The sequence below is a fragment of the Ruegeria sp. YTSA108 genome, assembly GCF_059610185.1.
This window is the reverse complement of sequence record NZ_JBXWND010000002.1, coordinates 316,169-340,543: the sequence shown is the minus strand read 5'-3', so window position 1 is coordinate 340,543 and position 24,375 is coordinate 316,169. Positions and strand designations below refer to the sequence as shown.

The following is a 24,375-nucleotide window of genomic DNA, read 5'->3' as shown; positions in this document are numbered from 1 at the left end:
CCGCATGAGACGGTTGGTTCTGGTTCTATCGCTTTTTGCGACGCCCGCGATGGCCGATGTCGTCGGTCCCGGCGGCAAGGTACAGGACTGCTATTGCACTGACAAATCCGGGTCACGCGTTGAATTGGGTGAGATGATCTGCCTGCAGGTCGACGGTCGCATTTTCACTGCACAATGTCAGATGTCACTGAACGTTCCGATGTGGCGCGAGGTACAGGAAGGATGCCTGTCCTCAGGGCTGCATCCGCGCGAGCCAGCCATCAACGCGGTTTCGGTTTACCCCAAAATCTGAGCGTCCAAAGCGCAACCTGCCATAGATGCGCAGTGTGTCGCCGTTCTGCTGGACGGTTGTGTAATCTGGAAAACCTATCACTTTGGTACGGGTGATATAGGTGACCATCCCGTCATCAACTGACCCGGCCAGAACCTTTGTACGTGGTGAGGCCATTGCGATTTCGTTCAACTGCGCCAACCCGTCCGGCCCCGTTTCAAGTACTCGCACGACGCCACCACGGAGGTCTCTGTTCGCGTCGCCGACGGGGGTATTGTGCCAGATGGCGGGATCAGATGGCGCAAGCCGTATATACCCCCCCACAAGGACAATCAGACCCGCAATCAGCCACAGCGCCATTTTCATCTTTTCCACTCTGTTAGATTGCGGAACCATATGCAGTTCCGCATGGCAAACAAGAGATTGCCGCGATCCCTACCGTGACGTCACGCCTGGCAATATGCACAGCAGTTCAAACAGCAGATTGGCAGCGGTCAGCGCCGTATTGCCAGAGGGATCGTACGGCGGAGAAACCTCGACCAGATCACACCCAACCACATTAGCCCCGCCCAGGGCATGGATCAGTTGCAACGCTTGCGGTGTGGTTAACCCGGCAATCTCGGGCGTGCCGGTTCCGGGGGCGAAGGACGGGTCCAGACTGTCGATGTCATAGGTGATATAGACCGGATGATCCCCGATCTCATTGCGTATCTGCGCGCCCATGACCGTCAGGTTCTGCTGCCAAAGCTCCCATGCGGGGTATTGGCGAAAGCCCCACCCTTTGGCCTCGGTAAAGTCCGATGCCGCATAGCCAGAGCCTCGGATCCCGATCTGAAAGGTTTTGTCCGGCACGATCAGCCCTTCTTCATAGGCGCGCCGGAAAACGGTGCCGTGGGTTTCCTTTTCGCCAAACATCTCATCATTCACATCCGCATGGGCATCCACATGGACAAGCGCCACAGGCCCGTGTTTCGCGGCTATGGCCCGCAGGATCGGCAAGGTGATCGAGTGATCGCCCCCCATCGCCACAGGTGTCACACCCTGCGCCAGAATCGCGTCATAGCTTTCCTTGATGATCCTCAGGCTGTCGGACAGCGAAAAGGTGTTGATCGCCAGATCGCCGATGTCGGCGATTTGCAGGCTGTCGAAGGGGGCCGCAAAGGTGGCCATATTGTAAGGCCGCAGCATCGCACTTTCGCTGCGGATCTGTTTCGGTCCGAACCGTGTCCCCGACCGCCAAGAGGTGCCAATGTCCATCGGGATGCCTATTACGGCCACATCCAATCCGGCCAACGTATCCGCCTGCGGCAGGCGCATAAACGTGTTTGGGCCGGAAAAACGCGCCAGATCGTTACCGCTGATTGGTTGGTTGAATTGTGTCATGCCGTTATGTCTTCCGTCCTGCCCTGCTGCTAACCTGATACCGGAAAGATGGCTAACCAAAGGTTAAGGATTCAGCTTGTTCCATCCCAGCAGGCAAATGATTTGCGTCGCCACATGTGCGCCTGCAATCGCTGTCGCACCTGAGGTGTCATAGGGCGGCGAAACCTCGACCACGTCCCCGCCTTTGATGTTAATCCCAGCAATGTCGCGCAGGATGATCTGAGCCTGAATCGAACTCAGTCCACCCCAGACCGGCGTTCCCGTGCCAGGCGCAAAGGCCGGGTCCAGACCGTCGATATCGAAGCTCAGGTAAACCGGGTTGTCACCAAGAATGCCTTTGATCTTTTGCGCCACGGCGGCGGGACCGGACTCGTACACCTCCCGAGCGTCAATGATGTTGACCCCCAAAGTATCTTCGTTCGTCGTACGAATACCCACCTGAACGGAACGCTTGGGGTCCACTATCCCTGATTTGACCGCCTTGTAGAACATGGTCCCATGATCCACGCGGGACATGTCGTCGTCAGCCCATGTATCCGTATGCGCATCAAATTGCAGCAAGGACATTGGCCCGTATTTCTCGGCATAGGCCTTCAGGATCGGAAAGCTGATATAGTGGTCCCCACCAAGCGTCACCGAGGCCACGTCAGCGTTGAGAATTGTGCGAATGTGGTCCGTCAATGTGTCCGGAAAGGCAGGTATATTGGCGTAGTCATAAGCCATGTCCCCATAATCCACGATTGCCAATTCGCTTAGCGCATCAAACGGCCAGCCATAAGGCTCATCCGGGGATTGCAACGTGCTGGCCTCGCGGATGGCGCGTGGCCCAAGACGCGTACCGGGGCGGTTCGTCACCGCCTGATCAAATGGCACGCCGGTTACGGCGATATCGATCCCGGTCAGATCCTTGGTATACAAGCGGCGCAAAAATGACATCGCCCCCCCGAAAGTATTCTCGTACGAGACGCCTTTCAGTTCAGGATTGGTAAACGCCTCATCGACGAAATTCTTTGAATCTTCCAGTGCCATGTCTTTCTCCTGTCAGCCCAAAGGCTGGGCCTTTTCGACGATCCGCGCAAAGAAAGACGCCCCAACCGGCGCGATGTCGTCGTTGAAGTTGTATTTCGGATGATGCAATCCGGCCCCCTCGCCTTGCCCCAGAAACAGGTAAGCGCCGGGGCGCGACTGCAGCATGTATGAAAAATCCTCGGCCCCCATCATCGCGTCGACATTGGTCATCACGCGATCTGCACCGGCAACATCACGCGCGATTTCTGCGGCAAAACCAGTCTTGTCGGCGTCATTGATTGTTGCAGGATAGTTGACCTCATAGTCCAGCCGCGCTTCGACACCATAGGATTGGGCTTGTCCTTGTACGATCTGTTCCATCCGCTCCATCACCATTTTCTGCACAGTCGGATCAAAAGTGCGCACAGTGCCGTTGATAAAGGCGGTATCGGGGATCACGTTGTTCACGGTGCCGGTATGGATTTGCGTGACCGAGATCACCAGACTGTCCAAAGCATAGTTGTTACGACTGACGATGGTCTGAATCGCCTGGGCGATACCGCAGGCCGCCATCACCGGATCCCGGGTTTCATGCGGCATGGCACCATGGCCACCAAGGCCCTGAATGTGAACTTCGAACGTATCAACAGCAGCCATGATCGGCCCGGGGGTTGTCTGAAAGGATCCTTCGGGAATTCCAGGCGCATTGTGCAATGCATAGATTTGGGAAATGTCGAACCGGTCCATGATCCCCTCTTCGACCATGACGCCCGCGCCACCACCCTCTTCTTCGGCCGGTTGAAAGATCAGCGCCACGCGTCCACGGAAATTTCGGGTTTCCGCCAAATAGCGCGCCGCGCCCAACAACATCGTGGTGTGCCCGTCATGACCGCAGGCATGCATGTTTCCGGGCTTGGTTGATTGGTACGCGACCCCTGTTTCCTCGGGGATAGGCAAAGCGTCCATATCAGCGCGCAGACCTATCGTCGGCCCCTCACCCTGGCCATTGATGATCGCAACGATCCCAGTAGTGGCGATCCCTTGGTGCACCTCATCCACATCGAACTCACGGAGTCGATCAGCGACAAAGGCCGCGGTTTCGTGGCATTCGAATGCAAGCTCGGGGATCGTATGCAGATGCTGGCGCCATGCGGCCATATCGGCAGAGAAATCGGCAATTCGGTTGACGACGGGCATCTGGGGTGGACTCCTGATCGTGACTGCGGAATGGATGCATCTGACACCGGAACGAAAGGGTTCGCAATGGCCGAAAATCCTCTGATCCATGACAGCGATGCTGGCATCGAACGCTTGTTAGAGATCATGCGCCGACTGCGCGACCCTCAAACTGGCTGCCCATGGGATATTGAGCAGGATTTCGGCACGGTCGCTCCTTATACGATCGAAGAGGCTTATGAGGTCGCTGATGCCATCGAACGTGAGGCTTATGATGAGCTGAAGGGCGAACTTGGGGATCTGCTGTTCCAGTCTGTCTTTCATGCACAAATGGCCGAAGAAGCCGGGCATTTCACCTTTCAGGACGTGGTGCGCACCATGTCGGACAAGATGGTCGCCCGGCACCCGCATGTCTTTGGCGACGAATCCCGCGACAAATCGGCAGAGCAGCAAACACTGGACTGGGAAGCCATCAAAGCAGTCGAACGTGCTGGTAAAGAACAACAAGGCGCGTTGGACGGTGTCGCCGCCAACCTGCCCGCCCTGCTGCGTGCTCTCAAATTGCAGAAACGTGCCGCTCGTGTTGGATTCGACTGGCCCGATGCCAGCCATGTGCTGGCCAAGATTACCGAAGAGGCTGCCGAGCTGGAAGAGGCACGCGACCGCATGGATGCGGATGCGTTAGAGGATGAGTTCGGCGATCTGCTATTCGTTATGGTCAATCTGGGCCGCCATCTTGGGGTCGAGCCCGAAACCGCCCTGCGTCGGACCAACGCCAAGTTCACCCGCCGGTTCGAGCAGGTCGAGTCGCGTCTGGCTGCACGGGGAAAAACCCCAACAGAAAGCACGCTGGAAGAGATGGACGCGCTTTGGGACGAGGTGAAGATCGAGGAACATCGGGCCAATGGCAAACTCCCGCCGGCAAAGGCCGAGGCCGGAATGTAAAACCGCTAGACAAGCTCTCGGACACTTGCGAGTGTCCCACCTTCACGACCTCCGGAGACGATCATGCCCGCTCGCAAAATCATTATAGACACCGATCCGGGACAGGACGATGCCGTCGCCATTCTGCTGGCGCTTGCCAGCCCCGACGAAATTGAGGTTTTGGGCATTACCGCAGTCGCTGGCAACGTACCCTTAGAGCTGACCGCCAAAAACGCGCGTATTGTCTGTGAACTGGCTGGCCATACCCAGACCCCCGTCTATGCCGGATGCGACCGCCCGTTAGAGCGCCCCCTGATCACAGCGGAGCATGTGCATGGCAAAACTGGCTTGGATGGGCCGGTTCTGCCGGATCCGCAGATGCCGCTGTCCGAAGGACATGCCGTCGATTTCATCATCGACACGTTGCGCGCGCATGAACCAGGCTCCGTTACGCTCTGTCCCCTTGGGCCATTGACCAACATCGCCACAGCGTTCCGCAAAGCGCCTGACATCGTTGACCGGGTTCAAGAGATCGTTTTGATGGGAGGGGCATATTTCGAAGTTGGAAACATCACCCCAACCGCCGAATTTAACATTTACGTCGATCCAGAAGCCGCTGATATTGTGTTCAAATCTGGACGTCCCATTGTGGTGATGTCGCTTGATGTCACGCATAAAGCTCTGGTGACCAAGACGCGCAACGATGCCTTCCGTAGAATTGGAAACAAGGCCGGTGTCGCGGTGGCCGAGATGACCGATTTCTTTGAAAGGTTCGACAAGAACAAATACGGCTCGGAAGGTGCTCCGCTACACGACCCTTGCGTGACAGCCTATCTTATCAAACCCGAACTGTTTACCGGGCGGCTGGTGAATGTCGAGGTCGAGACCCAATCAAAGCTGACCTTGGGCATGACAGTTGCCGATTGGTGGGGTGTTACCGACAGAAAACCCAACGCCCTGTTTATCGGAGAAATTGACGCTGGCGGGTTTTTTGAACTGCTCACGGATCGGCTGGCCCGACTATGAGCGCAGCACTCCGCCTTGCCCGCCCCGAGGATCTGGAACGTCTGGTTGGTCTGGTCGCCGCCTTTCACGCCGAAGAAGGCATTACCCAGGATGCCGATCAGACGCGCAATGCGCTTGCCCCTCTTCTCGAGGGAATACCTTTTGGGTGCATCTACCTGATTGGCCCCGGTCGCGCACCCTTGGGCTATGTTATCCTGACCTTTGGGTGGTCTGTTGAATTCGGCGGCATGGATGGATTCGTGGATGAGATCTATATTCGTCCTGCCGTGCGAGGGCGCGGAATTGCGTCTGAAGTCTTGCTGGATTTGCCCAAGGCGTTGGCGAGCGCGGGGCTCACAGCCTTGCATCTTGAAGTCGATCGTACGAACGAGACGGCACAGAAACTGTATCTACGCACAGGTTTCAAGCCTCGTGACCGCTATATGCTGATGAGCAAAACCCTTTGATCCATTTCTGTGTGGCTGAACAACAAGGCCACCCGCGAAAGATTGACAGACCCTACCGGGCCTCACCGCGACGGATGTAAACCGGAGCTTCAAGGTTTGCCACCGGATCGTCAGGGGACACTGCCGTACCGGTGATCGGATATGTTCCAGGCTCTGAGCAAGCAACCAGAAATACAGTGCTGAGTGCAGACGCTACCAGAAGAAGTTTCGAACCATTCATAGTGTTCCCCTTATCTGTTATTTCAATATGATACGAATGCGCACTACAGAACAAAAAGGAAAAAGTTCACACATAAGGACCGCCGGCGCAGGACCCCTATATAAGTCATTAATATATCTAGATAATACTATTCATAACCTCCCAAGTTTCTTCTGACCCAATCATGCTAAAGTGCCGGTTTGAGATTTAGACATGGGCAAAACCTACAATCCAACACAAAAAAGCCCGGCCCATTTCCACAGGCCAGGCAATCAAGATTCAGGCTTACAGGTTTCAGCGCTTGAGGATTGAGGCCCCTGCGTATTCGGCAATCTCACCCAGAGATTCTTCGATACGGATCAGTTGATTATACTTGGCTAACCGATCTGACCGCGCCAGTGATCCGGTTTTGATCTGACCGCAATTCGTGGCCACTGCCAGATCGGCAATCGTGGCATCTTCGGTCTCGCCCGAGCGGTGCGACATCACATTGGTATAGCGTGCGCGATGGGCCATATCGACGGCGCGCAGCGTCTCGGTCAGCGTTCCGATCTGGTTCACCTTGACCAGCATCGAGTTGGCACAACCGCGTTCAATCCCTTCCGCCAGTCGCGTGGGGTTGGTGACGAACAGATCGTCGCCCACCAGTTGCACCTTGTCGCCGATGGCGTCGGTCAGGGCCTTCCAGCCATTCCAATCATCCTCGGACATACCGTCTTCGATTGAGATGATCGGATAGTCGTTGACCAGCGCCGCCAGATAGTCGGCATTTTCTTCCGAGGTCAGGCTCTTGCCCTCACCGGACAGGATGTATTTGCCGTCTTTGTAATACTCGGTCGCGGCGCAATCCAAAGCCAGATGGATTTCCTCACCCGGCTTGTAGCCCGCCTTTTCGATGGATTTCAGAATGAAATCCAGTGCCTCGCGCGTGCTGGCGATGTTGGGGGCAAAGCCGCCCTCGTCGCCGACACCTGTGGCAAGACCTGCCGACGACAGCTCTTTCTTCAGAGTATGGAACACCTCGGACCCCATGCGCACCGCGTCGCGGATATTCGCGGCCGAGGTCGGCATGATCATAAATTCCTGAATGTCGATCGGGTTGTCGGCATGTTCGCCACCGTTGATGATATTCATCATCGGCACGGGCAGGATACGGGCCGAGGTGCCGCCGACATAACGAAACAGCGGCTGTGTGGTGAAATCCGCTGCCGCCTTGGCCGTTGCCAGCGAAACGCCCAGGATGGCGTTTGCGCCCAGACGGCCTTTGTTCTCGGTGCCGTCCAGTTCGATCATAGTCTGGTCGATCGCCACCTGCTCGGTCGCGTCGAACCCAACCAGTTCTTCGGCGATCTCACCATTTACGGCGGCAACCGCTTCGAGCACGCCCTTGCCCATATAGCGCGATTTGTCACCATCACGCTTTTCGACCGCCTCATAGGCGCCGGTCGAGGCACCCGACGGGACGGCGGCACGGCCCATGGTGCCGTCTTCCAGGATCACGTCCACTTCGACGGTCGGGTTGCCCCGGCTGTCCAGAATTTCGCGTGCATGGATGTCGATGATGGTGCTCATGAGGCCCGTCCCTGTGGCTGCAATCAGTTGCCAGCCTCATATCAGTATAGGGCAAAAAGTAAACCACTCATGTTATCGCTAACACAGGTCTGAGAGCCTGTTTGCGCAAACCTGCGACGATCCGTCAGGCCGCGACAGCCAGTGACCGCGCCAGACGCCGTTCGCGCAGGAAGGTATAGAGCCCCGACCCCAGGATCAGCGAGGCACCGGCAACCGTCATCATATCCGGGCGTTCCCCGAACATCAGCATTCCGGCCGCGATAGAAAACACCAGCCGGGTGTATCGGAACGGGGTCAGGGCCGAGGCATCGCCAATCCGCATTGCACTGACAATCCCGTAGTACCCCAGAACACCAAATCCAATCGCGCCCAGGAACGGCCCGAATTGCGCTTGGTTCAGTGCAACGACCGGCTGGCCGGCCATTGAGATCAGCACTAGACCGGCAATGGTAACCGCCCCATAGGCCTGCATCGCAACTACTGCCGAGGCCACACGCACATCCAGCCTGCGTGTGATCAGATCGCGGGCGGCTATAGCCACAACGCTGGCCACGACAAAAAGGGTTTCTGGCTGGAACCCGTCCAGCCCCGGTCGGATGATCAAGAGAACACCGATGAAACCGACGCCGATTGCGCTCCATCGCCGCCATCCAACCTGCTCGCCCAGGAACAACGCCGCCCCCATTGTAACGACCAAAGGCATTGCCTGAAACACCGCGGCAACCGTTGACAAATCGACCAGAGACAGCGCGGTCACAAAAGCCACGGCCCCGAACCCCTCGCAGAGCGCGCGTATCAGGGGCAAAGTCTGCCACGCGGCAGCATCAAAGATGCGTTTGCGGGTGAACACCGCCATACCAACAAAGACCAGACCACAGGAAAGGCCCAAAAGAACCATGATCTGTCCTGTTGGCACTGTGACCGACAGGTGTTTGATGAACATATCTTCAAGTGCAAATGCCGCCATTGCGCCGACGACCAGCAAAATGCCGTTCACGTTGTTCATAGTTTTGTCCGTAGAATATTGCGGCGCGTTCAACCGACCCTATCCAAGCAAAAGCCGATGCCGGGCGGTCAGGCAAGCAATATCCGCCTGGGAATCATGAATTCCCGTGCGCAGGCCGTTCGTTTTTTGTGATGGATCAGTCGTGGTCCAGCGGAACGCCATACAGTTCCAGCCGGTGCCCTTTCAGCTTGTAGCCCAGCTTAGCTGCAATCTTTTCCTGTAGCGCTTCGATCTCAGGGTCTACAAATTCGATGACTTCACCTGACTGCATGTCGATCAAGTGATCATGATGGTCCCGTTCGGCATCCTCGTACCGCGCGCGACCATCACCGAATTCCAGACGCTCCAAAATCCCGGCCTCTTCGAACAGTTTGACGGTCCGATAGACGGTGGCGATGGAAATACCAGAATCAACTTGCGAGGCGCGCGAATAGAGCTCTTCGACATCGGGATGATCATCGCTTTGTTGCAGCACCTGTGCAATCGTGCGGCGCTGTCCTGTCATACGCAGGCCTTTGGCTTCGCAACGGGCGATGATCGTGTCGGACATAGGAACCCTCGGCATATATTCGGTTCTCTGTATTAAACCGTATGCGTGATCGGCGCTACAGGGGATTTACCGGCTAAGCTACAAGCCGTAGATCGGCCCAGATTGGCAAGTGATCCGAGGCGATATGCGCTGGTCGCACCGAATGCACGCCATGCAAAACAGCCTCAAGCCCCGCGCCGAGCGCGATCCGATCCAGCGCGCCCAAGGGCTGCGCCGCAGGAAAACTGGGGAACGGCGGCAGAAAGCGCATGTCCGGGGCCAGGTGATCCAGAACCGGCTGTCGGGACCATTCATTGAAATCCCCCGCCCAGACAGTTGGCAAATCCTCTAGATTCGCATCGCACCGTCTGAGGTGGGTGATTTGCTGACGGCGTGAGGCGGGCAAGAGCCCCAGATGCATGCCCATCACCCGAAGCGGACCGATTGGTGTGTCAAACTCGACCCTGACAGCCCCACGCGGTTCCAGCCCCGGTAATTCGTGATGCCCGGTCTGCCGGACACGGATCGCATCACCCCGCCAGATCACTGCATTCCCATGCCACCCCAAGCTGCCAGCCCCACCCAAATCAACGATCTGCCATCCCGCTTCGTCCAGCATGAAATGCGGCAGGGCCGCAGGGCGCGGAGGCAATCGTTTGTCGGCCTCTTGCAAGACGACAATATCGGCCTGCAGGCTTTCGATGACCTGAAGAATCCTCTGGGGCTGTCGACGCAGATCCAGTCCGACACATTTCTGAATATTATAGCTGGCGATGCGCAGGATTGCGGTCTGAGACATGGGTTCCTGAAAGTCCGTTTGAGATCGCAGGATTGCGCTGCTCATCGTTGATTGCAAGCCGGCTTAACCAAAGCAAGCGCATGGCGAAACACCGACGTAGCTGACTGCGAAAACAGGTGTGAGGAACTCATGTACCGCAGAAGGTCGCCTGAACAACCTCATCCTGTGCCGGTGGCCGTGTCAGATCCAAAGCGCCGGGTTGATCCTCATAGGGCCGGGACAGCACATTGTTCAGCCGGTGGAATGGGTCAAAATCCCCCTGCACCGCCGCCTGGATCATCTGTTCGACCCGGTGGTTGCGCGGGATAAAGGCCGGATTGGCCTTGTTAATCACCTCAGCAGGTTTTTTTTCACGAGACAGCCGCGACCGCCAACCCCTAGCCCATTGGTCAAAGGCCTGCGGATCGGTGAATTGATCCCGCGCCTGATCGCCGCCCAGCGCCCGGAAGGTATTGGTGAAATCCGCCTGGTTCTGCGCCATGCAATTCAGCAAGTCCGAGATCATCTCAAGATCGCCGTCTTCCTGCGTCACAAGACCGATCTTGGCACGGAACTTTGTAAGCCAGTGCTGCTGTATCAGGTCGGGCATCGCATGGACGATCTCGGTAGCCTCAGCAACGGCGGCCTCTTTATCCTCGAACTGCTGGATCAGCGCGGTCGCCAGCTGCGCTGCATTCCAAACGGCGATTTCGGGCTGGTTGGAATAGGCATAGCGACCCATGCGGTCGATCGAGCTGTAGACGGTATTGGGATGATAGTTATCCATGAAGGCGCAAGGGCCGTAATCAATGGTTTCGCCTGAGATCGAGCAGTTGTCAGTATTCATCACCCCATGGATGAATCCCACACTCATCCATGCGGCAATCAACTGCGATTGTGCGTCGACAACAGCGCGCAAAAGACCCATCGGGCCGTCGGCCTGCGGGTAATGGCGCTGGATGGCATAATCTGTCAGTCGACGCAGACTGTCCAACTGTCCACGCGCGGCGAAGATCTGAAAGCTACCTACGCGCAGGTGGCTTTGTGCGACACGGGTCAGGATCGCACCAGGCATTGGACCTTCTCGAAAAATGGCCTCGCCAGTCTCAACGGCGGCCAGCGCCCTTGTGGTCGGGATGCCCAGCGCGTGCATCGCCTCGGACACCACATACTCGCGCAGCACTGGACCCAGCCATGCACGTCCGTCACCCTGTCGGGAAAACGGCGTCGGGCCTGATCCCTTCAACTGGATATCCCGTCGGACGCCATCCGTCCCAACTGTCTCGCCCAGCAAAACCGCGCGCCCGTCCCCAAGCTGGGGGTTATAATTCCCGAACTGATGCCCTGAATAGAGCTGTGCAATCGGTTCTGCCCCTTCTGGCAGGGTGTTGCCGGAAAAGGCCTCGGCCATTTCATGCACCTCGCCGGGCGTGATTCTCAGAATCTGCGCAAGATCGGAGTTGAAAGCAATCAAGCGAGGCGCACGGACCGGCACCGGCGCTTGCCGCGCATAAAAGCTGTTTGGCAAACGGGCGTAACTGTTGTCGAAGGGGATCATCAGAGTCATGTTCCAAACATATTCCTGATCGGGACGAATACCATAGCGGATCGTCCAATCCCGTGCATAATCGCCCTGAAACGACCGAGGCCCCATGACCGCACAAGAGATCATTCAACATCTGAATCTGCAACGCCACCCCGAAGGCGGCTGGTTCCGTGAAACCTGGCGCGCTGATAACCACGGCCGCGCCACCGGGACCTGTATCTATTTTCTGCTGGCCCAGGGCGAGGCCAGCCATTGGCACCGCGTCGATGCGACCGAGATCTGGCTGTATCACGCGGGGTCACCCTTGGTGCTGTCGCTCAGCGCAACCGAAACTGGCCCGGCGACCGACCACATGCTGACCCCGGACCTGTCGCAAGGCGCACCACAACTGATCGTGCCCAAGGATCACTGGCAGGCCGCGCGCAGCAAGGGGGCCTACACGCTGGTCTCTTGCACCGTGTCCCCGGGGTTTGAATTCGACGGGTTCGAACTCGCCGCTCCAGGGTTCGACATCCCCCGAGGCTGACCGATGGATCACCGCGCCCTCATCGCATCACTCCCGGCCGAGGCCAAAGACCGGCTGCAGATGCGGTCTGACGCGGCGGGTCTGAGGCACTTGGTGCTGTATCTATTGGTGCTGAGCGCAACGAGTACAGGCATCGCCGTGCAAATCCCGCTCTGGCCGCTGCTGATCCTGCCGCAAGGCGTGCTGCTGGTGTTTCTGTTCACCCTCAGCCATGAATGCACCCACAAAACGCCGTTTCGGACTGGCTGGATGAATGATGCGGTTGGGCATCTTGTCTCAATCCCAATCGCCCTGCCCTTTACCTGGTTTCGGTACTTCCACCTTGCGCATCACAAATGGACCAACCACCCGGACAAAGACCCCGAGCTGGGTGGCAAACCGCGGCCCGACAGCTGGCCCAGCCTGCTGATCTCTCTGAGTGGTTGGCCTTATTGGTCTGGGATGACGAGCGTTCTGATCAGTAACGCAATGGGCCGGATCGAGGCGCCCTATTTGCCGCATCGCCAACATAAGGCCATGCGGATTGAGGCCCGTGTCCTGCTGGCCATTTACGCGCTTGCAGGGGCAAGCCTGCTGGTGTCTCCTTTGGTGGTCAGCTTATGGCTGTTGCCGGTCTTGGTGGCACAGCCCGTTCTTCGGCTGTACCTGCTTGCGGAACACGGCCTCTGCCCGCCGGTGGCGAATATGCTTGAAAACTCGCGCACTACGTTCACCAACCGATTGGTCCGATTTCTGGCCTGGAACATGCCCTATCACGCCGAACACCACGCCTTTCCAAACGTTCCCTTTCACCAGCTGCCGACGCTGCATGACTGGACCAAGGCACATTTGAAATCGACCTCTGAGGGGTATTCAGAATTTACGTCAGACTACGTTCGCTCGATGGAACGCTGACCATCCCGCCCCCGACCAGTGCCTTGACCCCTGTGGTGCCGGGGCAAGAGGTCGGCAGCCCGCGCGCGACACGGACAGCAAGATAGGCAAAGGCCTGTGCTTCCAGCATATCCCCATCCAGACCAACCGCTTCGACCGGCTCCACCGGACAATCCAGCGAAACGCGCAGCATCTCCATCAGGACCGGGTTATGCCGTCCCCCTCCTGTCACCAACACACGCGACGGCGGTTCCGGGCAATGCTCGATCCCTTGCGCAACTCCGGCCGCGCACATGCCGGTAAGCGTGGCAACTGCATCAGCATCTGATAATTCCTGAACCAGGCGGATCATCTCGGCAAAGTCGTTCCGGTCCAGCGATTTCGGCGGCATCCTGTTAAAGAAAGGCTCTGCCAGAAACAGTTCAAGTGCTCCGGCCTCGACCCTACCGCCGCGCGCAACCGCGCCGTCGCGATCCATGGGCAGACCCAGACGTTCCTGCATCAGATCATCAACCGGTGCGTTGGCCGGACCGGTGTCAAAAGCCAAGAGCGCACCTGGTATTTCAGGGCCATCAAACCTGGGATCTACATAGGTCAGGTTCCCGACCCCACCCAGGTTCAGAAAACAAAGCGGTTGGTTGGCCTCAATCCACTTGGCACAGGCAAAGTGGAAAAAGGGCGCAAGCGGAGCGCCCTCGCCCCCCATCGCCACATCATCGCTGCGGAAATCCCAAACGACGGGGACACCCAAGGCCTGCGTCAGGCCATCGCCGTCACCCACCTGCAACGTGCCGCGCCCGCTTGGTTCATGCGCTAGGGTCTGACCATGAAGCCCGATCAGATCAATCTTGTCGAAGTCCGCCAGTATTTCGGCATGGGCAAGCGTAACCAATTCCGCCGCGGCATCCACCCCGGGGCCATGCCACTGTCCCAATGCAGCACGAAGCGTTTTCCGCTCCGCATCTGAATAGGCGCGGTATCCGGTGGGCCCAAAGCCAAGAATTCTGTAACCGTCCGTTTTGATCACCGCCGCGTCCACGCCATCCAGCGAGGTCCCCGACATTGCACCCAATGCAGTCAATACGCCTGATTTGCTAATTGCCCGACCCACGCCAGCCCTCTTTCGCCTGTTCGCGCCCGTTCTGTCGTCGCGTTGTCCACAACCTGCACGTTAACGCAAACCCAAGGCAAGCCAGATCACATAAGCCGCGTGTTTTTCTTGGACAAGGTGCCTTTTCCTTGTCAGCCCCACCGCCTATACACTGCCCCGCAACATTAACCCAAAGGGCACGATATGACCTACCACCCCAAATCGGATTTCATCGCCACGATGATCGAGCGCGGCTTTCTGGCTGACTGCACCGATTATCAGGGCCTTGACGAGGCGCTGATCAGCGGGTGTCAGTCGGCGTATATCGGGTTTGATGCAACGGCAAAGTCCCTACATGTGGGCAGCCTGATCCAGATCATGATGCTTCGCTGGTTCCAGAAAACAGGTCATAAGCCGATCACCCTGATGGGCGGCGGCACCACGAAGGTGGGCGATCCGTCCTTCCGGTCAGATGAGCGCCCCCTGCTGGGCCCGGACCAGATCAACGCCAATATCGCAGGCATCAGAAAGGTGTTTGCCGCCTATATCGACTATGATAGCGGCGCAGAAAACGCAGCACTGATGCTGAACAACGAAGAGTGGCTGGACGACCTAAATTACCTCGACTTCCTGCGCGACATCGGCCGGCATTTCTCGGTCAACCGGATGTTGGCCTTTGAATCGGTGAAATCCCGGCTGGACCGCGAGCAATCGCTGTCCTTCCTCGAATTCAATTACATGATCCTGCAGGCCTATGACTTCCTTGAACTGAACCGTCGCTATGGCTGTGTCCTACAGCTTGGCGGTAGCGATCAGTGGGGCAATATCGTCAACGGTATCGACCTGACCCGTCGCGTGTTGGATAACGAGATCTATGGCCTGACCTCACCCCTGCTGACCACCAGCGATGGCAAGAAGATGGGCAAATCGCAAGACGGTGCGGTCTGGCTGAATGCCGAGATGCGCTCACCCTATGAGTTCTGGCAGTTTTGGCGCAACACCACCGACGCGGATGTTGGGCGGTTCCTTAAGCTGTACACCGAACTGCCTGTGGATGAGTGTGACCGCCTTGGCGCATTGCAGGGGTCCGAGATCAACGAGGCCAAGATCCGCCTGGCAAACGAGGTCACCTCCTTGCTGCACGGGGCCGAGGCTGCGGCAAACGCCGAGGCCACCGCTCGCGAAGTGTTCGAAAAAGGTGGCGTCGGGGACGATCTGCCGACCCTAACGGTCGGCGAAGCAGACTTGCCGATATCCATCGTGCAACTGATCGTACAGTCTGGCCTGGCGAAATCTGGCAAAGAGGCCAAGCGCCTGATTGCAGAAAACGGCGCCAAACTGGACGACGCTTCTTTAACAGACGCGGGATTGATGATCGACGCAGGCGCCTTGTCCTCGCCCATCAAACTAAGCGCCGGCAAGAAACGGCACGCGCTGGTTCAGTTGGGTTAACTAAGACCTCTGAAAGAAAAACGGCCACCTAATTGGGTGGCCGTTTCTGTTTTGCATGAGCAAATCCGTCACTTGCAGGCTTATCGCTTGCCCCCTTTGCCTCCGCCGTTTCCATGGCCGCTGCCGCCATTGCCGTGGCCTCCGCCGTGGCCGTTGTTACCTCCACCGTTTCCGGTGCCGGGGCCAGAGCCGCCATTATTGCCCCCGCCATTGCCGGGGTTCCCAGCGTTTCCATTGCCATTTCCGGGGCCGTTACCGCCTTTACCCGGACCATTGCCCCCTTTGCCGGGACCATTGCCATTTCCAGGTTTGCCGGGGCCATCGCCACCTCCATTGCCGGGGTCATCACCTGGGTTGTCGTCACCGGGATCATCCCCACCACCGTTACCCGGATCATCGCCCGGGTTATCGCCACCCGGATCATCGCCACCGCCGTTGCCGGGACCGTTACCGCCCGACCCGCCGGACCCTGTTCCACCGCCGCCAACCGGCGTGACCGGACGGCTTGGGTCCGAACTGCGGTCTTCGCCCGCATTTGCCGCGCTTACGATTGATGCTGTCGGAAAGTCGGTCAACAAGGCGGCCAACCCCGGGCATTGAGCGGATGTGTTTCGCAATGTGGTTTCGAAATCCGCACGTTTCTGCAAGCGCTCCAGAAAGCTGGGGGTTACCTGCGTGCACTCACACATGGTCGCATAATCGCCGCTGTTTGCAGCATTCCGCGCCGTTTTCCAGTTGCAGACCTCTGGTGCAGCGGCCGCACTTCCAGCCGCCATAATCCCCAGAAACGGAGCGGCAACCAAAGCGGAAAGCCCTGATTTGGTTCCAATTCGCATAGTTTGTCCTCCTCAAATGCGCCACCCAGACGCTCGATTGCGTTCAGTGTCGATTTGAGATCCCAACATTAAGAACGCCTGAAGCTGACCTGAGAAAGCCTTGAGGAAGGGCCGCCTGCCCGACGCCCCCCTATGGACACTGTCCCTTTGCTGATATTAAATGAACGTATGTTCATATCTTTTGGAAGGAGATCCAGATGCACCTGTCGACCACCGCAGCCATTGTCACCGGAGGCGCCTCGGGGCTGGGTGAGGCAACGGCCCGCTTTTTTGCAGAAAACAATGCACAGGTAACCATTCTGGACCGGGATGCGGACCGAGGCAGCCAGATCGCAACAGAAATTGGCGGGCATTTCGCCCAGACGGATGTAACCGATGAAACATCCGTGGCCGCAGCCATCTCCCATGCCCGCGAGAAGATGGGAGCGATCAACGCGGCAGTGAATTGCGCCGGGATCGCGGTTGGCATGAAAACCGTAAGCAGGGATGGCCCGCACCCGCTTGATGCATTTCAGCGCACGATCGACATCAACCTTGTGGGTACATTCAACGTTTCACGCCTTGCAGCCGCGGAAATGGCAAAGAACGACCCAGAACCGGATGGCGCGCGTGGGGTTATCATCAACACGGCTTCAATTGCCGCCTTTGATGGGCAAAAGGGTCAGGCTGCCTATGCCGCTTCGAAAGGCGGTGTGGTGGGTATGACACTGCCCATGGCACGGGATCTGGCCGCGTCCGGTATCCGCGTGATGACCATCGCACCCGGAATCTTTATGACTCCGATGCTGGCCGGTCTGCCCGAAGAGGTGCAGCAACAACTGGCCTCTGACGTTCCCAACCCTGTGCGCCTTGGCGACCCCCGCGAATACGGGCGACTGGCCGGGTTCATCGTCGAAATGGGTTATCTGAACGGCGAGGTCATCCGTATCGACGGCGCGCTGCGAATGCGCTGAGCGTGGCTGATCACCTACCGATGAAAACCGCTCGCTCAAATGAACTGTGGTCGGATAGCCGGCCACAGCGCGAAAGCTGATCTAGGCGCCCTCGGCCTTTTCCTCGAGGATCAGCCACTCTTCCTCGGCTGCGGCCAGCTTTTCCTGCCGCTCGACCAAAGCCTCGGTCGCTTTCTGAAACTTAACAGGTTCACGGCTGAAAAGCTCGGGATCGGACATCAGCTCTTCAAGCTTTCCGATTTCCGCCTCAAGCCGCTCAATCTCGGCAGGCAATTTCTCAAGACGGTGTTTCTCTGAAAATGATAGCCCCAGTTTCGGCTGCGCCTCTTGCTTTACCTTTGGCTTAGAAGCTTTTGTTTTTACTTCTTTCTTATCAGCCACCTCGCCGCGCTGAGCGAGGTAGTCCGACCACCCCCCGGCATAGACGGTTGCACGGCCGTTACCCTCCATCGCGATGGTCGTTGCGGCCACACGGTCCAAGAAATCGCGGTCGTGGCTGACCAGCAAAACGGTACCGTCATAATCATCCAGCAGTTCCTGCAACAGATCCAGTGTTTCCACATCCAGATCGTTGGTCGGTTCGTCCAATACCAGCAGGTTCGACTGTTTGGCCATCAGCTTTGCCAGCAGCAGACGGGCTTTTTCCCCACCGGACAGTGACTTAACGGCTGCTCTGGCCTGCCCCTCGTCAAACAGAAACTCCTTGAGGTAGCCGACCACATGCTTGGGTTGGCCACCCACCATCACCTGATCAGCCTTGCCGGAAACACGCATCTCGGGGTCACCAGTCAGGCTGTCCCAAAGGCTCATTTCGGGGTCCAGCTGCGCGCGGGTCTGGTCGAAAACCGCAATCTCAAGATTGGTGCCCTGCGTGACCGAACCCTCATCCGGGTTCTCTTGTCCCAACAGCATTTTCAGCAATGTTGTCTTGCCGACGCCGTTTGGGCCAACAAAGGCCACGCGGTCGCCCCGCTGTACCAACAGGTCAAAGTTGCGCACGATCTGATGATCACCAAAAGACTTGGATAGGCCTTTGGCTTCAAACACTTTTCGCCCTGATTTTGGTCCAGCCTCAAGGGTCATCGCGGCCGAACCCTGACGTTTTATCTGTGCGGCTTTTTCAGATCGAAGGTCCTGCAAGGCGCGGACCCGACCCTGGTTGCGCTTGCGACGGGCGCTGATGCCCTCGACGGCCCATCGCGCCTCGGACTTGATCAGTCGGTTCAGCTTATGACGTTGCTGGTCCTCTTCCTCCCAGATCTTGTCGCGCCAAACCTCGAATGCCGTAAACCCCTGCTCCTGCCGTCGGACCGCCCCACGATCGATCCACAGCGTCGCGCGGGTCAAGGCGCGCAGAAAGGCACGGTCGTGTGAGATCAGCACATAGGCCGTCCGTGTCGATCCTAGCTCACGCTCGAGCCAGGCGATGGCTTCGATATCAAGATGGTTGGTCGGCTCGTCCAGCAGCATCAAATCCGGGGCTTCGGCCATCAGCTTGGCCAGCGCGGCACGGCGGCGTTCACCGCCCGAGGCCGTCTCAACAGCGCGCGCCGGGTCGAATTTCAGCCCTTCGCCTGCGCGTTCGACTTTGTAAAGCTCACCCGGTTCTAACCCGCTGGAGGCATAGTCGCCGAGCGTAGCAAACCCTTCCATTCCGGGGTCTTGCTCCATGTAACCGACTGACTTACCCGGGGGAATTACAATCTCGCCCTTGTCCGGTTCTACCAAACCGGCCATCACCTTCATCAAGGTTGACTTGCCGGATCCGTTCCGCCCAACCAGAGCGACGCGGTCGCCTGGTTGAACCACCAGATCAAGGTCTGAAAAAACCGGATCGCCCCCGAAAGTCAGGGAAATGCCGGACATCTGCAATAAAGGAATTCTTGCCATGCCCGCCAGCTAACCCCGCAGCGTCGAGCCGTCAACGGCGATTACCCGGCAACGGCCCGCAGCAAACGTTTACGTGCGGGCGGAATGGCGCAGATTTCGAGGCCGGTAAAGACATGCAAAGTGTTCATGTGACGGTCAACGACTGCGTGGTCACTGACCCAGCCGCCCATCATCAGGTAAGTACGCAGCAAAGGGGGCATGCGCATCATGGCTTTTTTCGCATCCGGGCGCCGACGCAATCTCGCGGCGAACCGGAAAACATCTGGGGCCTTGACCCGTGGCAACCAGCGTTTCGGGGCCAGATGGCGATGTTTCAACATCGCAAAAGCATCAAGATATTCCGCCGTTTCTGTACCCGCAAACGATGAGCAGCCAAACAGCATCTCAACATTATTCTGATCGACAAATGCAGTCATCGCCCCCCAGGCAACACGCAGAATGTCTGGGTCGTTTTGACCAGGATGCACGCAAAAGCGCCCCATCTCGACCATATGCCCCTTAAACCCTTCAAGTGCCGAGAGGTCATAGAACTGGGCGGAATAGCTTTGGCCAATCTCGGCCCCGCGCTCCATCATCAACATGCGGAAGCAGCACACGAGTTTACCGTTGGCACGCATATCCTCGACCAGAATATGCGTACAACGGCTGTCGAACTCATCCTGATCAGGCTGATCAGTCCCGAAAGCCAGTGTTCGAAGACACTGCGCCGCCGCAACATCCTGCGGTGTTTGCGCCTGACGCGCACGGTACCGGCCCTTGCCGAGCAATAGTGCCATGGTCGCATCCTCCTGGGTTGCTGACCTGTTTCGTCTTGCAGGGTCAATAACACAGGATTTGTGACCGCCCTGTGAAGTTGACAAGACGTGACTAAGAATTAGTTGGTCGCGCCAGGAATGTTTGCCGGGTTGAAGTTGCCGATATTGCCAAGCAGCTGCCGCAGGAACCCACGGTTCTGAACTGAGGATTCGGTAATACGACGATCCAACGTCACGACGGTTCCATCCTCAAGGCCAAAGCGTTCAATATTGCGCACAACACCCCGGTCATCGAAGCTGATCGCCACAAGCTCGCGCGAGACGATTTTCGGTCGTTTCGGACCATAATGACGAACGCGTGATGTCACATAATAAAAGCCGGAATCGCGAACGACGCCTGAAGTACTGGGCGCGCCAACGGATTCGAGTACGCTTTCACGTGTATCTACACCCACCTGAATTTCGGCCAGGTCCTCGGCTGTGGGGACATATCCGTGTTTCTTGAAGACCGGAGCACACGCACCAGCAGCGGTCAGACAGGCCGCAAATACGAGCGTTCTGGACGCTGGTTTCAACCTGCTCATAACTTTCAACATTCACACCCTCTTGCCTTGGGACCGTGCGGCCCCTATCCGATTACATCAAACCGCCACCCCGGTTCAACACACGAAAGGGCCACGTATGAGCAACCAGACATCTTTACGGGTCGCCGACCTGCCTCAGAACGCACCGACGCCCTTTGAAATTCGCCCTGACGCACAGGAGTTGGATGTCTTAAAGAACGAGTTGAGCCTGCTTGGGCTGCGTAAGCTGAGTTTTGTCGGCGAGGTGCGTGCGCATGGAAAGCGTGATTGGGCGCTTTCAGGAAAACTGGGGGCAACCGTGATTCAACCCTGTGTCGTGACGCTGACACCGGTTACCACGCGGATCGACATTCCGGTGACCCGGATGTTTCTGTCAGATTGGACAAACCCTGACGAGGAAGAGTTCGAAATCCCGGAGGGTGACGAATCTGAACCGCTAGGGACCGAAATCGCTCTGACCGAGGTCATGTCCGAAGCGCTGGCGCTTGCCCTGCCCCAGTATCCCCGGAAAGAAGGTGCCGAATTGGAACAGGCGGGCTTTACCGAACCCGGCAAACAGGCAATAACGGATGAAGATGTCAAACCCTTTGCGGGCTTGGCCGGGCTGCGCGATGCACTGAAAAAAGACGAGTGACACGGGCCTGAAATCCTGTCATAGCAAGCGCTCAGAAAAATCGCTTGAACATGCTGAGAATCGCAGTATTTTCGCGCGCTCATCGGAATTTGGGTTGGACATCGCGGGGCCCGTCCCCTAAACGCGCGTCAAACCACGAGAAAAACGAAGAATGAAACCTGGCCCGCAGCGAATCTGCCGGCCCTTAGTAGACAAAGGTTGAGACCATGGCTGTCCAACAGAACAAAGTTTCCAAGTCGCGTCGCAACAACCGCCGCGCGCACGACGCTCTGGTTGCTGCAAACCCGAACGAATGCGCCAACTGTGGTGAGCTGAAGCGCCCGCACCACGTCTGCGCGTCCTGCGGCCACTATGATGACCGCGAAGTCGTCGCTCAGGCCGACGAAATCGACCTGGACGAAGACGCGGCCTAAGCCCTAAAAGCGCAGGCCAAGCATGACAGAACAGCCCACGCACGCCGGACGGATTACCATCTCGGTTGACGCAATGGGCGGAGATTCGGGGCCCGCCGCTGTTGTGGCGGGGATCGCTAAATCGGCGGATAAGAACCCCGATATCGCGTTCATCTTGCACGGGCCTGAGGCCATGTTGCGCAAACTTGTCGCAAAACGGCGTGTCCTTAACGGGCGCGTCGTTTTTCGTGATTGTCCCGATGTGGTCACGATGGAGGACAAGCCCAGCCAGGTCGTCCGGCACGGCAAGCAAACTTCGATGTGGTCCACACTGGAGTCGGTACGTCAGGGTGAAGCCCATGGCGCGGTCTCCTGTGGTAATACCGGCGCATTGATGGCCCTGTCGATGATGCGTCTACGTAAGCTGCCGGGAGTAAACCGCCCGGCAATCGCTATTTTGTGGCCCTCGCGCAATCCGCAGGGTTTCAATGTGATGCTGGACGTAGGCGCGGATGTGCGCGCGGACGCCAAGGACCTGCTGCAATATGCTTTGATGGGTGCCTCTTATGCCCGAAACGGCATGGCGTTGGAACGTCCACGGATCGGCCTTTTGAATGTGGGCACCGAGGAACATAAAGGGCGCGCCGAGCTAAAAGAAGCGCATGGCATGATCTCGGATTTTGCGGATCAGGCCAGCTTTGACTTTGTGGGTTTTGTCGAAGGCAGCGACATCCCGGGAGACAAAGCCGATGTCATTATAACAGACGGGTTTACAGGCAACGTCGCCATCAAGACCGGAGAAGGCACAGCCAGCCTGATCGGAGATCTTCTGCGCGAGGCGTTCAAATATTCTCCGCTCTCACGACTGGCCTCGATCCTTGCAATCACATCTTTGCAGCGGTTGAAGAAACGAATTGATCCTCGGCGCGTGAATGGTGGGGTTTTCCTTGGCCTGAACGGAACCGTCGTCAAATCACATGGTGGTGCAGACTCGACCGGCGTGTCAGCCGCTGTAAAGCTGGCCTTTACCCTGGCCGAGTCCGGCTTCGCCGAAAAATTGGCAGCACGGGTTGCATCGACAGCCGAGCTTGCACAAGATGCCGCAGACACGCCGTCGAAGGCCGGTGAATAACAAAAAAGGCAGTACCCCAGCATGGCAGGCCGTTCAATTATAGTTGGTGTCGGGCACTATTTGCCAGAGCGCATCGTCCCGAATTCCGAGTTCGAAGAAACGCTCGATACGTCTGATGAGTGGATACGGACACGTTCCGGGATCGAACGCCGGCATTTTGCAGCGGAAGACGAAACCACTTCGATTATGGCTACAAAGGCTGCCAGTGCCGCACTGGTCGATGCGGGTCTGGAGGCAGATGATATTGATGCGATTATTCTTGCAACATCGACCGCTGACCTGACGTTTCCCTCTGCCGCAACAATGGTTCAATCGCAGCTTGGCATGACCAAAGGCTTCGCCTTTGACGTACAGGCGGTTTGCGCCGGATTCGTCTATGCCATGACCAATGCCAATGCGCTGATCGTGTCAGGCCAGGCCAAACGCGTGCTGGTCATCGGCGCCGAGACGTTCTCTCGTATCATGGACTGGACCGACCGGTCGACCTGCGTGTTGTTCGGCGACGGCGCCGGAGCGATAATCCTTGAACAGCATGAGGGCGCGGGAACCTCGGACGATCGGGGCATTCTGGCAACCGACCTGAACTCGGACGGGCGCTATAAGGACCTGCTCTATGTGGATGGAGGCGTCTCGACCCAGTCCACAGGCTATCTGCGGATGAAAGGAAACCAGCTGTTTCGGCAGGCAGTTGAACGTCTGACCTCTACCGCAGAAACCTGCCTCGAGAAGGCTGGGCTAAGCCATGAAGATGTGGATTGGATCGTACCGCATCAGGCAAACATTAGAATCATTCAGGGCACAGCCAAGAAATTGGGCGTTCCTATGGAACACGTTGTCGTTACCCTGCAAGACCACGGAAATACCTCGGCCGCATCTATTCCCCTGGCAATGTCTGTTGCGAAACAGCGTGGGCAGTTCAAACAGGGTGATCTGCTGGTCACAGAGGCAATCGGAGGTGGATTGGCCTGGGGCTCAGTCCTCTTGCGGTGGTAACAAGCGCAATTCAGCTTACACACTCGCCCGCAATTCATTGATATTGACAGCGAATTTGCCCTGACCCTATGCTCTGATAGCAACAGGGGAATTGGCATGAGCGACAAAACACTGACCCGAATGGATCTGAGCGAGGCCGTATTTCGTGAAGTTGGCCTTTCACGCAATGAAAGCGCGCAACTGGTCGAGAGCGTTCTGAACCATATGTCCGACGCATTGGTGCGCGGTGAACAGGTGAAGATCTCGTCTTTTGGAACGTTCAGTGTTCGGGACAAGACAGCTCGTATCGGCCGCAATCCCAAGACAGGCGAAGAAGTTCCAATTCAGCCTCGCCGTGTTCTCACCTTCCGCCCGTCGCATCTGATGAAAGATCGCGTCGCCGCAGGGAACCGCAAATAAGA

28 protein-coding genes are annotated in these 24,375 nt (G+C 57.5%); 13 read left to right on the top strand and 15 right to left on the bottom strand.

Going from position 1 to position 24,375, the window contains the following annotated elements; translation table 11 throughout:
• The first annotated feature begins 4 nt into the window (after positions 1–4).
• A complete protein-coding gene (locus AC2FHW_RS04750) occupies positions 5–292 on the top strand; it encodes a hypothetical protein (RefSeq protein WP_271947446.1) in 288 nt (95 codons plus the stop codon).
• Here the strand turns inward: AC2FHW_RS04750 and AC2FHW_RS04745 are convergent.
• The 4 genes from AC2FHW_RS04745 to AC2FHW_RS04730 form a co-directional block, all read right to left on the bottom strand.
• Positions 233–637, bottom strand: a complete 405-nt coding sequence (locus AC2FHW_RS04745; RefSeq protein WP_496676216.1) for a DUF1499 domain-containing protein — start codon at positions 635–637, stop codon at positions 233–235. The genes AC2FHW_RS04750 and AC2FHW_RS04745 overlap by 60 nt on opposite strands.
• A 69-nt stretch (positions 638–706) precedes the next feature.
• On the bottom strand, positions 707–1,654 hold the full coding sequence (gene speB / locus AC2FHW_RS04740; protein WP_142633393.1) for an agmatinase: 948 nt from the start codon (positions 1,652–1,654) through the stop codon (positions 707–709).
• Positions 1,655–1,717: 63 nt separating this feature from the next.
• The gene (gene speB / locus AC2FHW_RS04735; protein WP_271947448.1) at positions 1,718–2,683 is read right to left on the bottom strand and encodes an agmatinase; all 966 of its coding nucleotides are present in this window, start codon (positions 2,681–2,683) and stop codon (positions 1,718–1,720) included.
• Positions 2,684–2,695: 12 nt separating this feature from the next.
• On the bottom strand, positions 2,696–3,859 hold the full coding sequence (locus AC2FHW_RS04730) for a M20 aminoacylase family protein (RefSeq protein ID WP_142633389.1): 1,164 nt from the start codon (positions 3,857–3,859) through the stop codon (positions 2,696–2,698).
• Between the two features lie 66 nt (positions 3,860–3,925).
• Here AC2FHW_RS04730 and mazG point away from each other — a divergent pair, with 66 nt between their 5' ends.
• The 3 genes from mazG to AC2FHW_RS04715 all read left to right on the top strand — a co-directional run bounded on the left by mazG (position 3,926) and on the right by AC2FHW_RS04715 (position 6,234).
• Positions 3,926–4,783, top strand: coding sequence for a nucleoside triphosphate pyrophosphohydrolase (gene mazG / locus AC2FHW_RS04725; protein ID WP_271948070.1), 858 nt, complete (start codon positions 3,926–3,928; stop codon positions 4,781–4,783).
• 63 nt (positions 4,784–4,846) lie between these two features.
• Entirely contained in the window at positions 4,847–5,788 is a 942-nt protein-coding gene (locus AC2FHW_RS04720; RefSeq protein ID WP_271947450.1) for a nucleoside hydrolase, read from the top strand.
• Positions 5,785–6,234, top strand: coding sequence for a GNAT family N-acetyltransferase (locus AC2FHW_RS04715; protein WP_142633385.1), 450 nt, complete (start codon positions 5,785–5,787; stop codon positions 6,232–6,234). Before AC2FHW_RS04720 ends, AC2FHW_RS04715 begins: the two co-directional genes overlap by 4 nt.
• Before the next feature lie 52 nt (positions 6,235–6,286).
• On the opposite strand, the gene AC2FHW_RS04710 is transcribed toward AC2FHW_RS04715, so the two are convergent.
• The 6 genes from AC2FHW_RS04710 to AC2FHW_RS04685 all read right to left on the bottom strand — a co-directional run bounded on the left by AC2FHW_RS04710 (position 6,287) and on the right by AC2FHW_RS04685 (position 11,885).
• Positions 6,287–6,454, bottom strand: coding sequence for a hypothetical protein (locus AC2FHW_RS04710; RefSeq protein WP_185956604.1), 168 nt, complete (start codon positions 6,452–6,454; stop codon positions 6,287–6,289).
• Between the two features lie 273 nt (positions 6,455–6,727).
• Complete coding sequence (eno, locus tag AC2FHW_RS04705; RefSeq protein WP_496691117.1) at positions 6,728–8,005, bottom strand: phosphopyruvate hydratase; 1,278 nt, start codon at positions 8,003–8,005, stop codon at positions 6,728–6,730.
• Between the two features lie 124 nt (positions 8,006–8,129).
• On the bottom strand, positions 8,130–9,011 hold the full coding sequence (locus AC2FHW_RS04700) for a DMT family transporter (RefSeq protein ID WP_496691116.1): 882 nt from the start codon (positions 9,009–9,011) through the stop codon (positions 8,130–8,132).
• Positions 9,012–9,147: 136 nt separating this feature from the next.
• A complete protein-coding gene (locus tag AC2FHW_RS04695) occupies positions 9,148–9,561 on the bottom strand; it encodes a Fur family transcriptional regulator (protein ID WP_142633379.1) in 414 nt (137 codons plus the stop codon).
• A 73-nt stretch (positions 9,562–9,634) separates the two neighbouring features.
• Complete coding sequence (locus AC2FHW_RS04690) at positions 9,635–10,339, bottom strand: endonuclease/exonuclease/phosphatase family protein (protein WP_496691341.1); 705 nt, start codon at positions 10,337–10,339, stop codon at positions 9,635–9,637.
• 127 nt (positions 10,340–10,466) lie between these two features.
• Complete coding sequence (locus AC2FHW_RS04685) at positions 10,467–11,885, bottom strand: protein adenylyltransferase SelO (protein WP_496821536.1); 1,419 nt, start codon at positions 11,883–11,885, stop codon at positions 10,467–10,469.
• A gap of 85 nt (positions 11,886–11,970) precedes the next feature.
• On the opposite strand from AC2FHW_RS04685, the gene AC2FHW_RS04680 reads away from it, so the two are divergent.
• Both AC2FHW_RS04680 and AC2FHW_RS04675 read left to right on the top strand, forming a co-directional pair.
• Complete coding sequence (locus AC2FHW_RS04680) at positions 11,971–12,390, top strand: cupin domain-containing protein (protein WP_271947457.1); 420 nt, start codon at positions 11,971–11,973, stop codon at positions 12,388–12,390.
• A 3-nt stretch (positions 12,391–12,393) separates the two neighbouring features.
• Complete coding sequence (locus AC2FHW_RS04675; RefSeq protein ID WP_271947459.1) at positions 12,394–13,284, top strand: fatty acid desaturase; 891 nt, start codon at positions 12,394–12,396, stop codon at positions 13,282–13,284.
• On the opposite strand, the gene AC2FHW_RS04670 is transcribed toward AC2FHW_RS04675, so the two are convergent.
• Positions 13,250–14,374 (bottom strand): anhydro-N-acetylmuramic acid kinase, encoded by a 1,125-nt coding sequence (locus tag AC2FHW_RS04670; RefSeq protein WP_496688326.1) that lies wholly within the window; start codon positions 14,372–14,374, stop codon positions 13,250–13,252. The genes AC2FHW_RS04675 and AC2FHW_RS04670 overlap by 35 nt on opposite strands.
• A gap of 183 nt (positions 14,375–14,557) precedes the next feature.
• Here AC2FHW_RS04670 and tyrS point away from each other — a divergent pair, with 183 nt between their 5' ends.
• Positions 14,558–15,805, top strand: coding sequence for a tyrosine--tRNA ligase (gene tyrS, locus AC2FHW_RS04665; protein WP_142633369.1), 1,248 nt, complete (start codon positions 14,558–14,560; stop codon positions 15,803–15,805).
• An 80-nt stretch (positions 15,806–15,885) separates the two neighbouring features.
• Here tyrS and AC2FHW_RS04660 read toward each other — a convergent pair whose 3' ends face one another.
• Positions 15,886–16,641: a hypothetical protein gene (locus tag AC2FHW_RS04660; protein WP_496813437.1), complete on the bottom strand. Its 756-nt coding sequence runs from the start codon at positions 16,639–16,641 to the stop codon at positions 15,886–15,888.
• Between the two features lie 197 nt (positions 16,642–16,838).
• On the opposite strand from AC2FHW_RS04660, the gene AC2FHW_RS04655 reads away from it, so the two are divergent.
• Positions 16,839–17,594, top strand: a complete 756-nt coding sequence (locus tag AC2FHW_RS04655) for a 3-hydroxyacyl-CoA dehydrogenase (RefSeq protein ID WP_496821486.1) — start codon at positions 16,839–16,841, stop codon at positions 17,592–17,594.
• An 81-nt stretch (positions 17,595–17,675) separates the two neighbouring features.
• Here AC2FHW_RS04655 and AC2FHW_RS04650 read toward each other — a convergent pair whose 3' ends face one another.
• The 3 genes from AC2FHW_RS04650 to AC2FHW_RS04640 all read right to left on the bottom strand — a co-directional run bounded on the left by AC2FHW_RS04650 (position 17,676) and on the right by AC2FHW_RS04640 (position 20,835).
• A complete protein-coding gene (locus AC2FHW_RS04650; protein WP_271947467.1) occupies positions 17,676–19,484 on the bottom strand; it encodes an ABC-F family ATP-binding cassette domain-containing protein in 1,809 nt (602 codons plus the stop codon).
• Between the two features lie 41 nt (positions 19,485–19,525).
• Positions 19,526–20,260, bottom strand: a complete 735-nt coding sequence (locus AC2FHW_RS04645; protein WP_271947469.1) for a GNAT family N-acetyltransferase — start codon at positions 20,258–20,260, stop codon at positions 19,526–19,528.
• A gap of 98 nt (positions 20,261–20,358) precedes the next feature.
• Positions 20,359–20,835 carry an outer membrane protein assembly factor BamE gene (locus tag AC2FHW_RS04640; protein ID WP_271947471.1) on the bottom strand — a complete coding sequence of 159 codons (477 nt, stop codon included), beginning with the start codon at positions 20,833–20,835 and terminating at the stop codon, positions 20,359–20,361.
• 85 nt (positions 20,836–20,920) lie between these two features.
• On the opposite strand from AC2FHW_RS04640, the gene AC2FHW_RS04635 reads away from it, so the two are divergent.
• The 5 genes from AC2FHW_RS04635 to ihfA all read left to right on the top strand — a co-directional run bounded on the left by AC2FHW_RS04635 (position 20,921) and on the right by ihfA (position 24,373).
• Positions 20,921–21,457 (top strand): YceD family protein, encoded by a 537-nt coding sequence (locus tag AC2FHW_RS04635; protein ID WP_271947473.1) that lies wholly within the window; start codon positions 20,921–20,923, stop codon positions 21,455–21,457.
• A gap of 206 nt (positions 21,458–21,663) precedes the next feature.
• On the top strand, positions 21,664–21,870 hold the full coding sequence (gene rpmF, locus AC2FHW_RS04630) for a 50S ribosomal protein L32 (protein WP_037316137.1): 207 nt from the start codon (positions 21,664–21,666) through the stop codon (positions 21,868–21,870).
• Positions 21,871–21,892: 22 nt separating this feature from the next.
• Positions 21,893–22,981, top strand: coding sequence for a phosphate acyltransferase PlsX (gene plsX / locus AC2FHW_RS04625; protein ID WP_142633356.1), 1,089 nt, complete (start codon positions 21,893–21,895; stop codon positions 22,979–22,981).
• Positions 22,982–23,002: 21 nt separating this feature from the next.
• Positions 23,003–23,974, top strand: coding sequence for a beta-ketoacyl-ACP synthase III (locus AC2FHW_RS04620; protein WP_281994500.1), 972 nt, complete (start codon positions 23,003–23,005; stop codon positions 23,972–23,974).
• A 96-nt stretch (positions 23,975–24,070) separates the two neighbouring features.
• Positions 24,071–24,373, top strand: a complete 303-nt coding sequence (gene ihfA / locus AC2FHW_RS04615; RefSeq protein WP_037316145.1) for an integration host factor subunit alpha — start codon at positions 24,071–24,073, stop codon at positions 24,371–24,373.
• Positions 24,374–24,375: the final 2 nt, after the last annotated feature.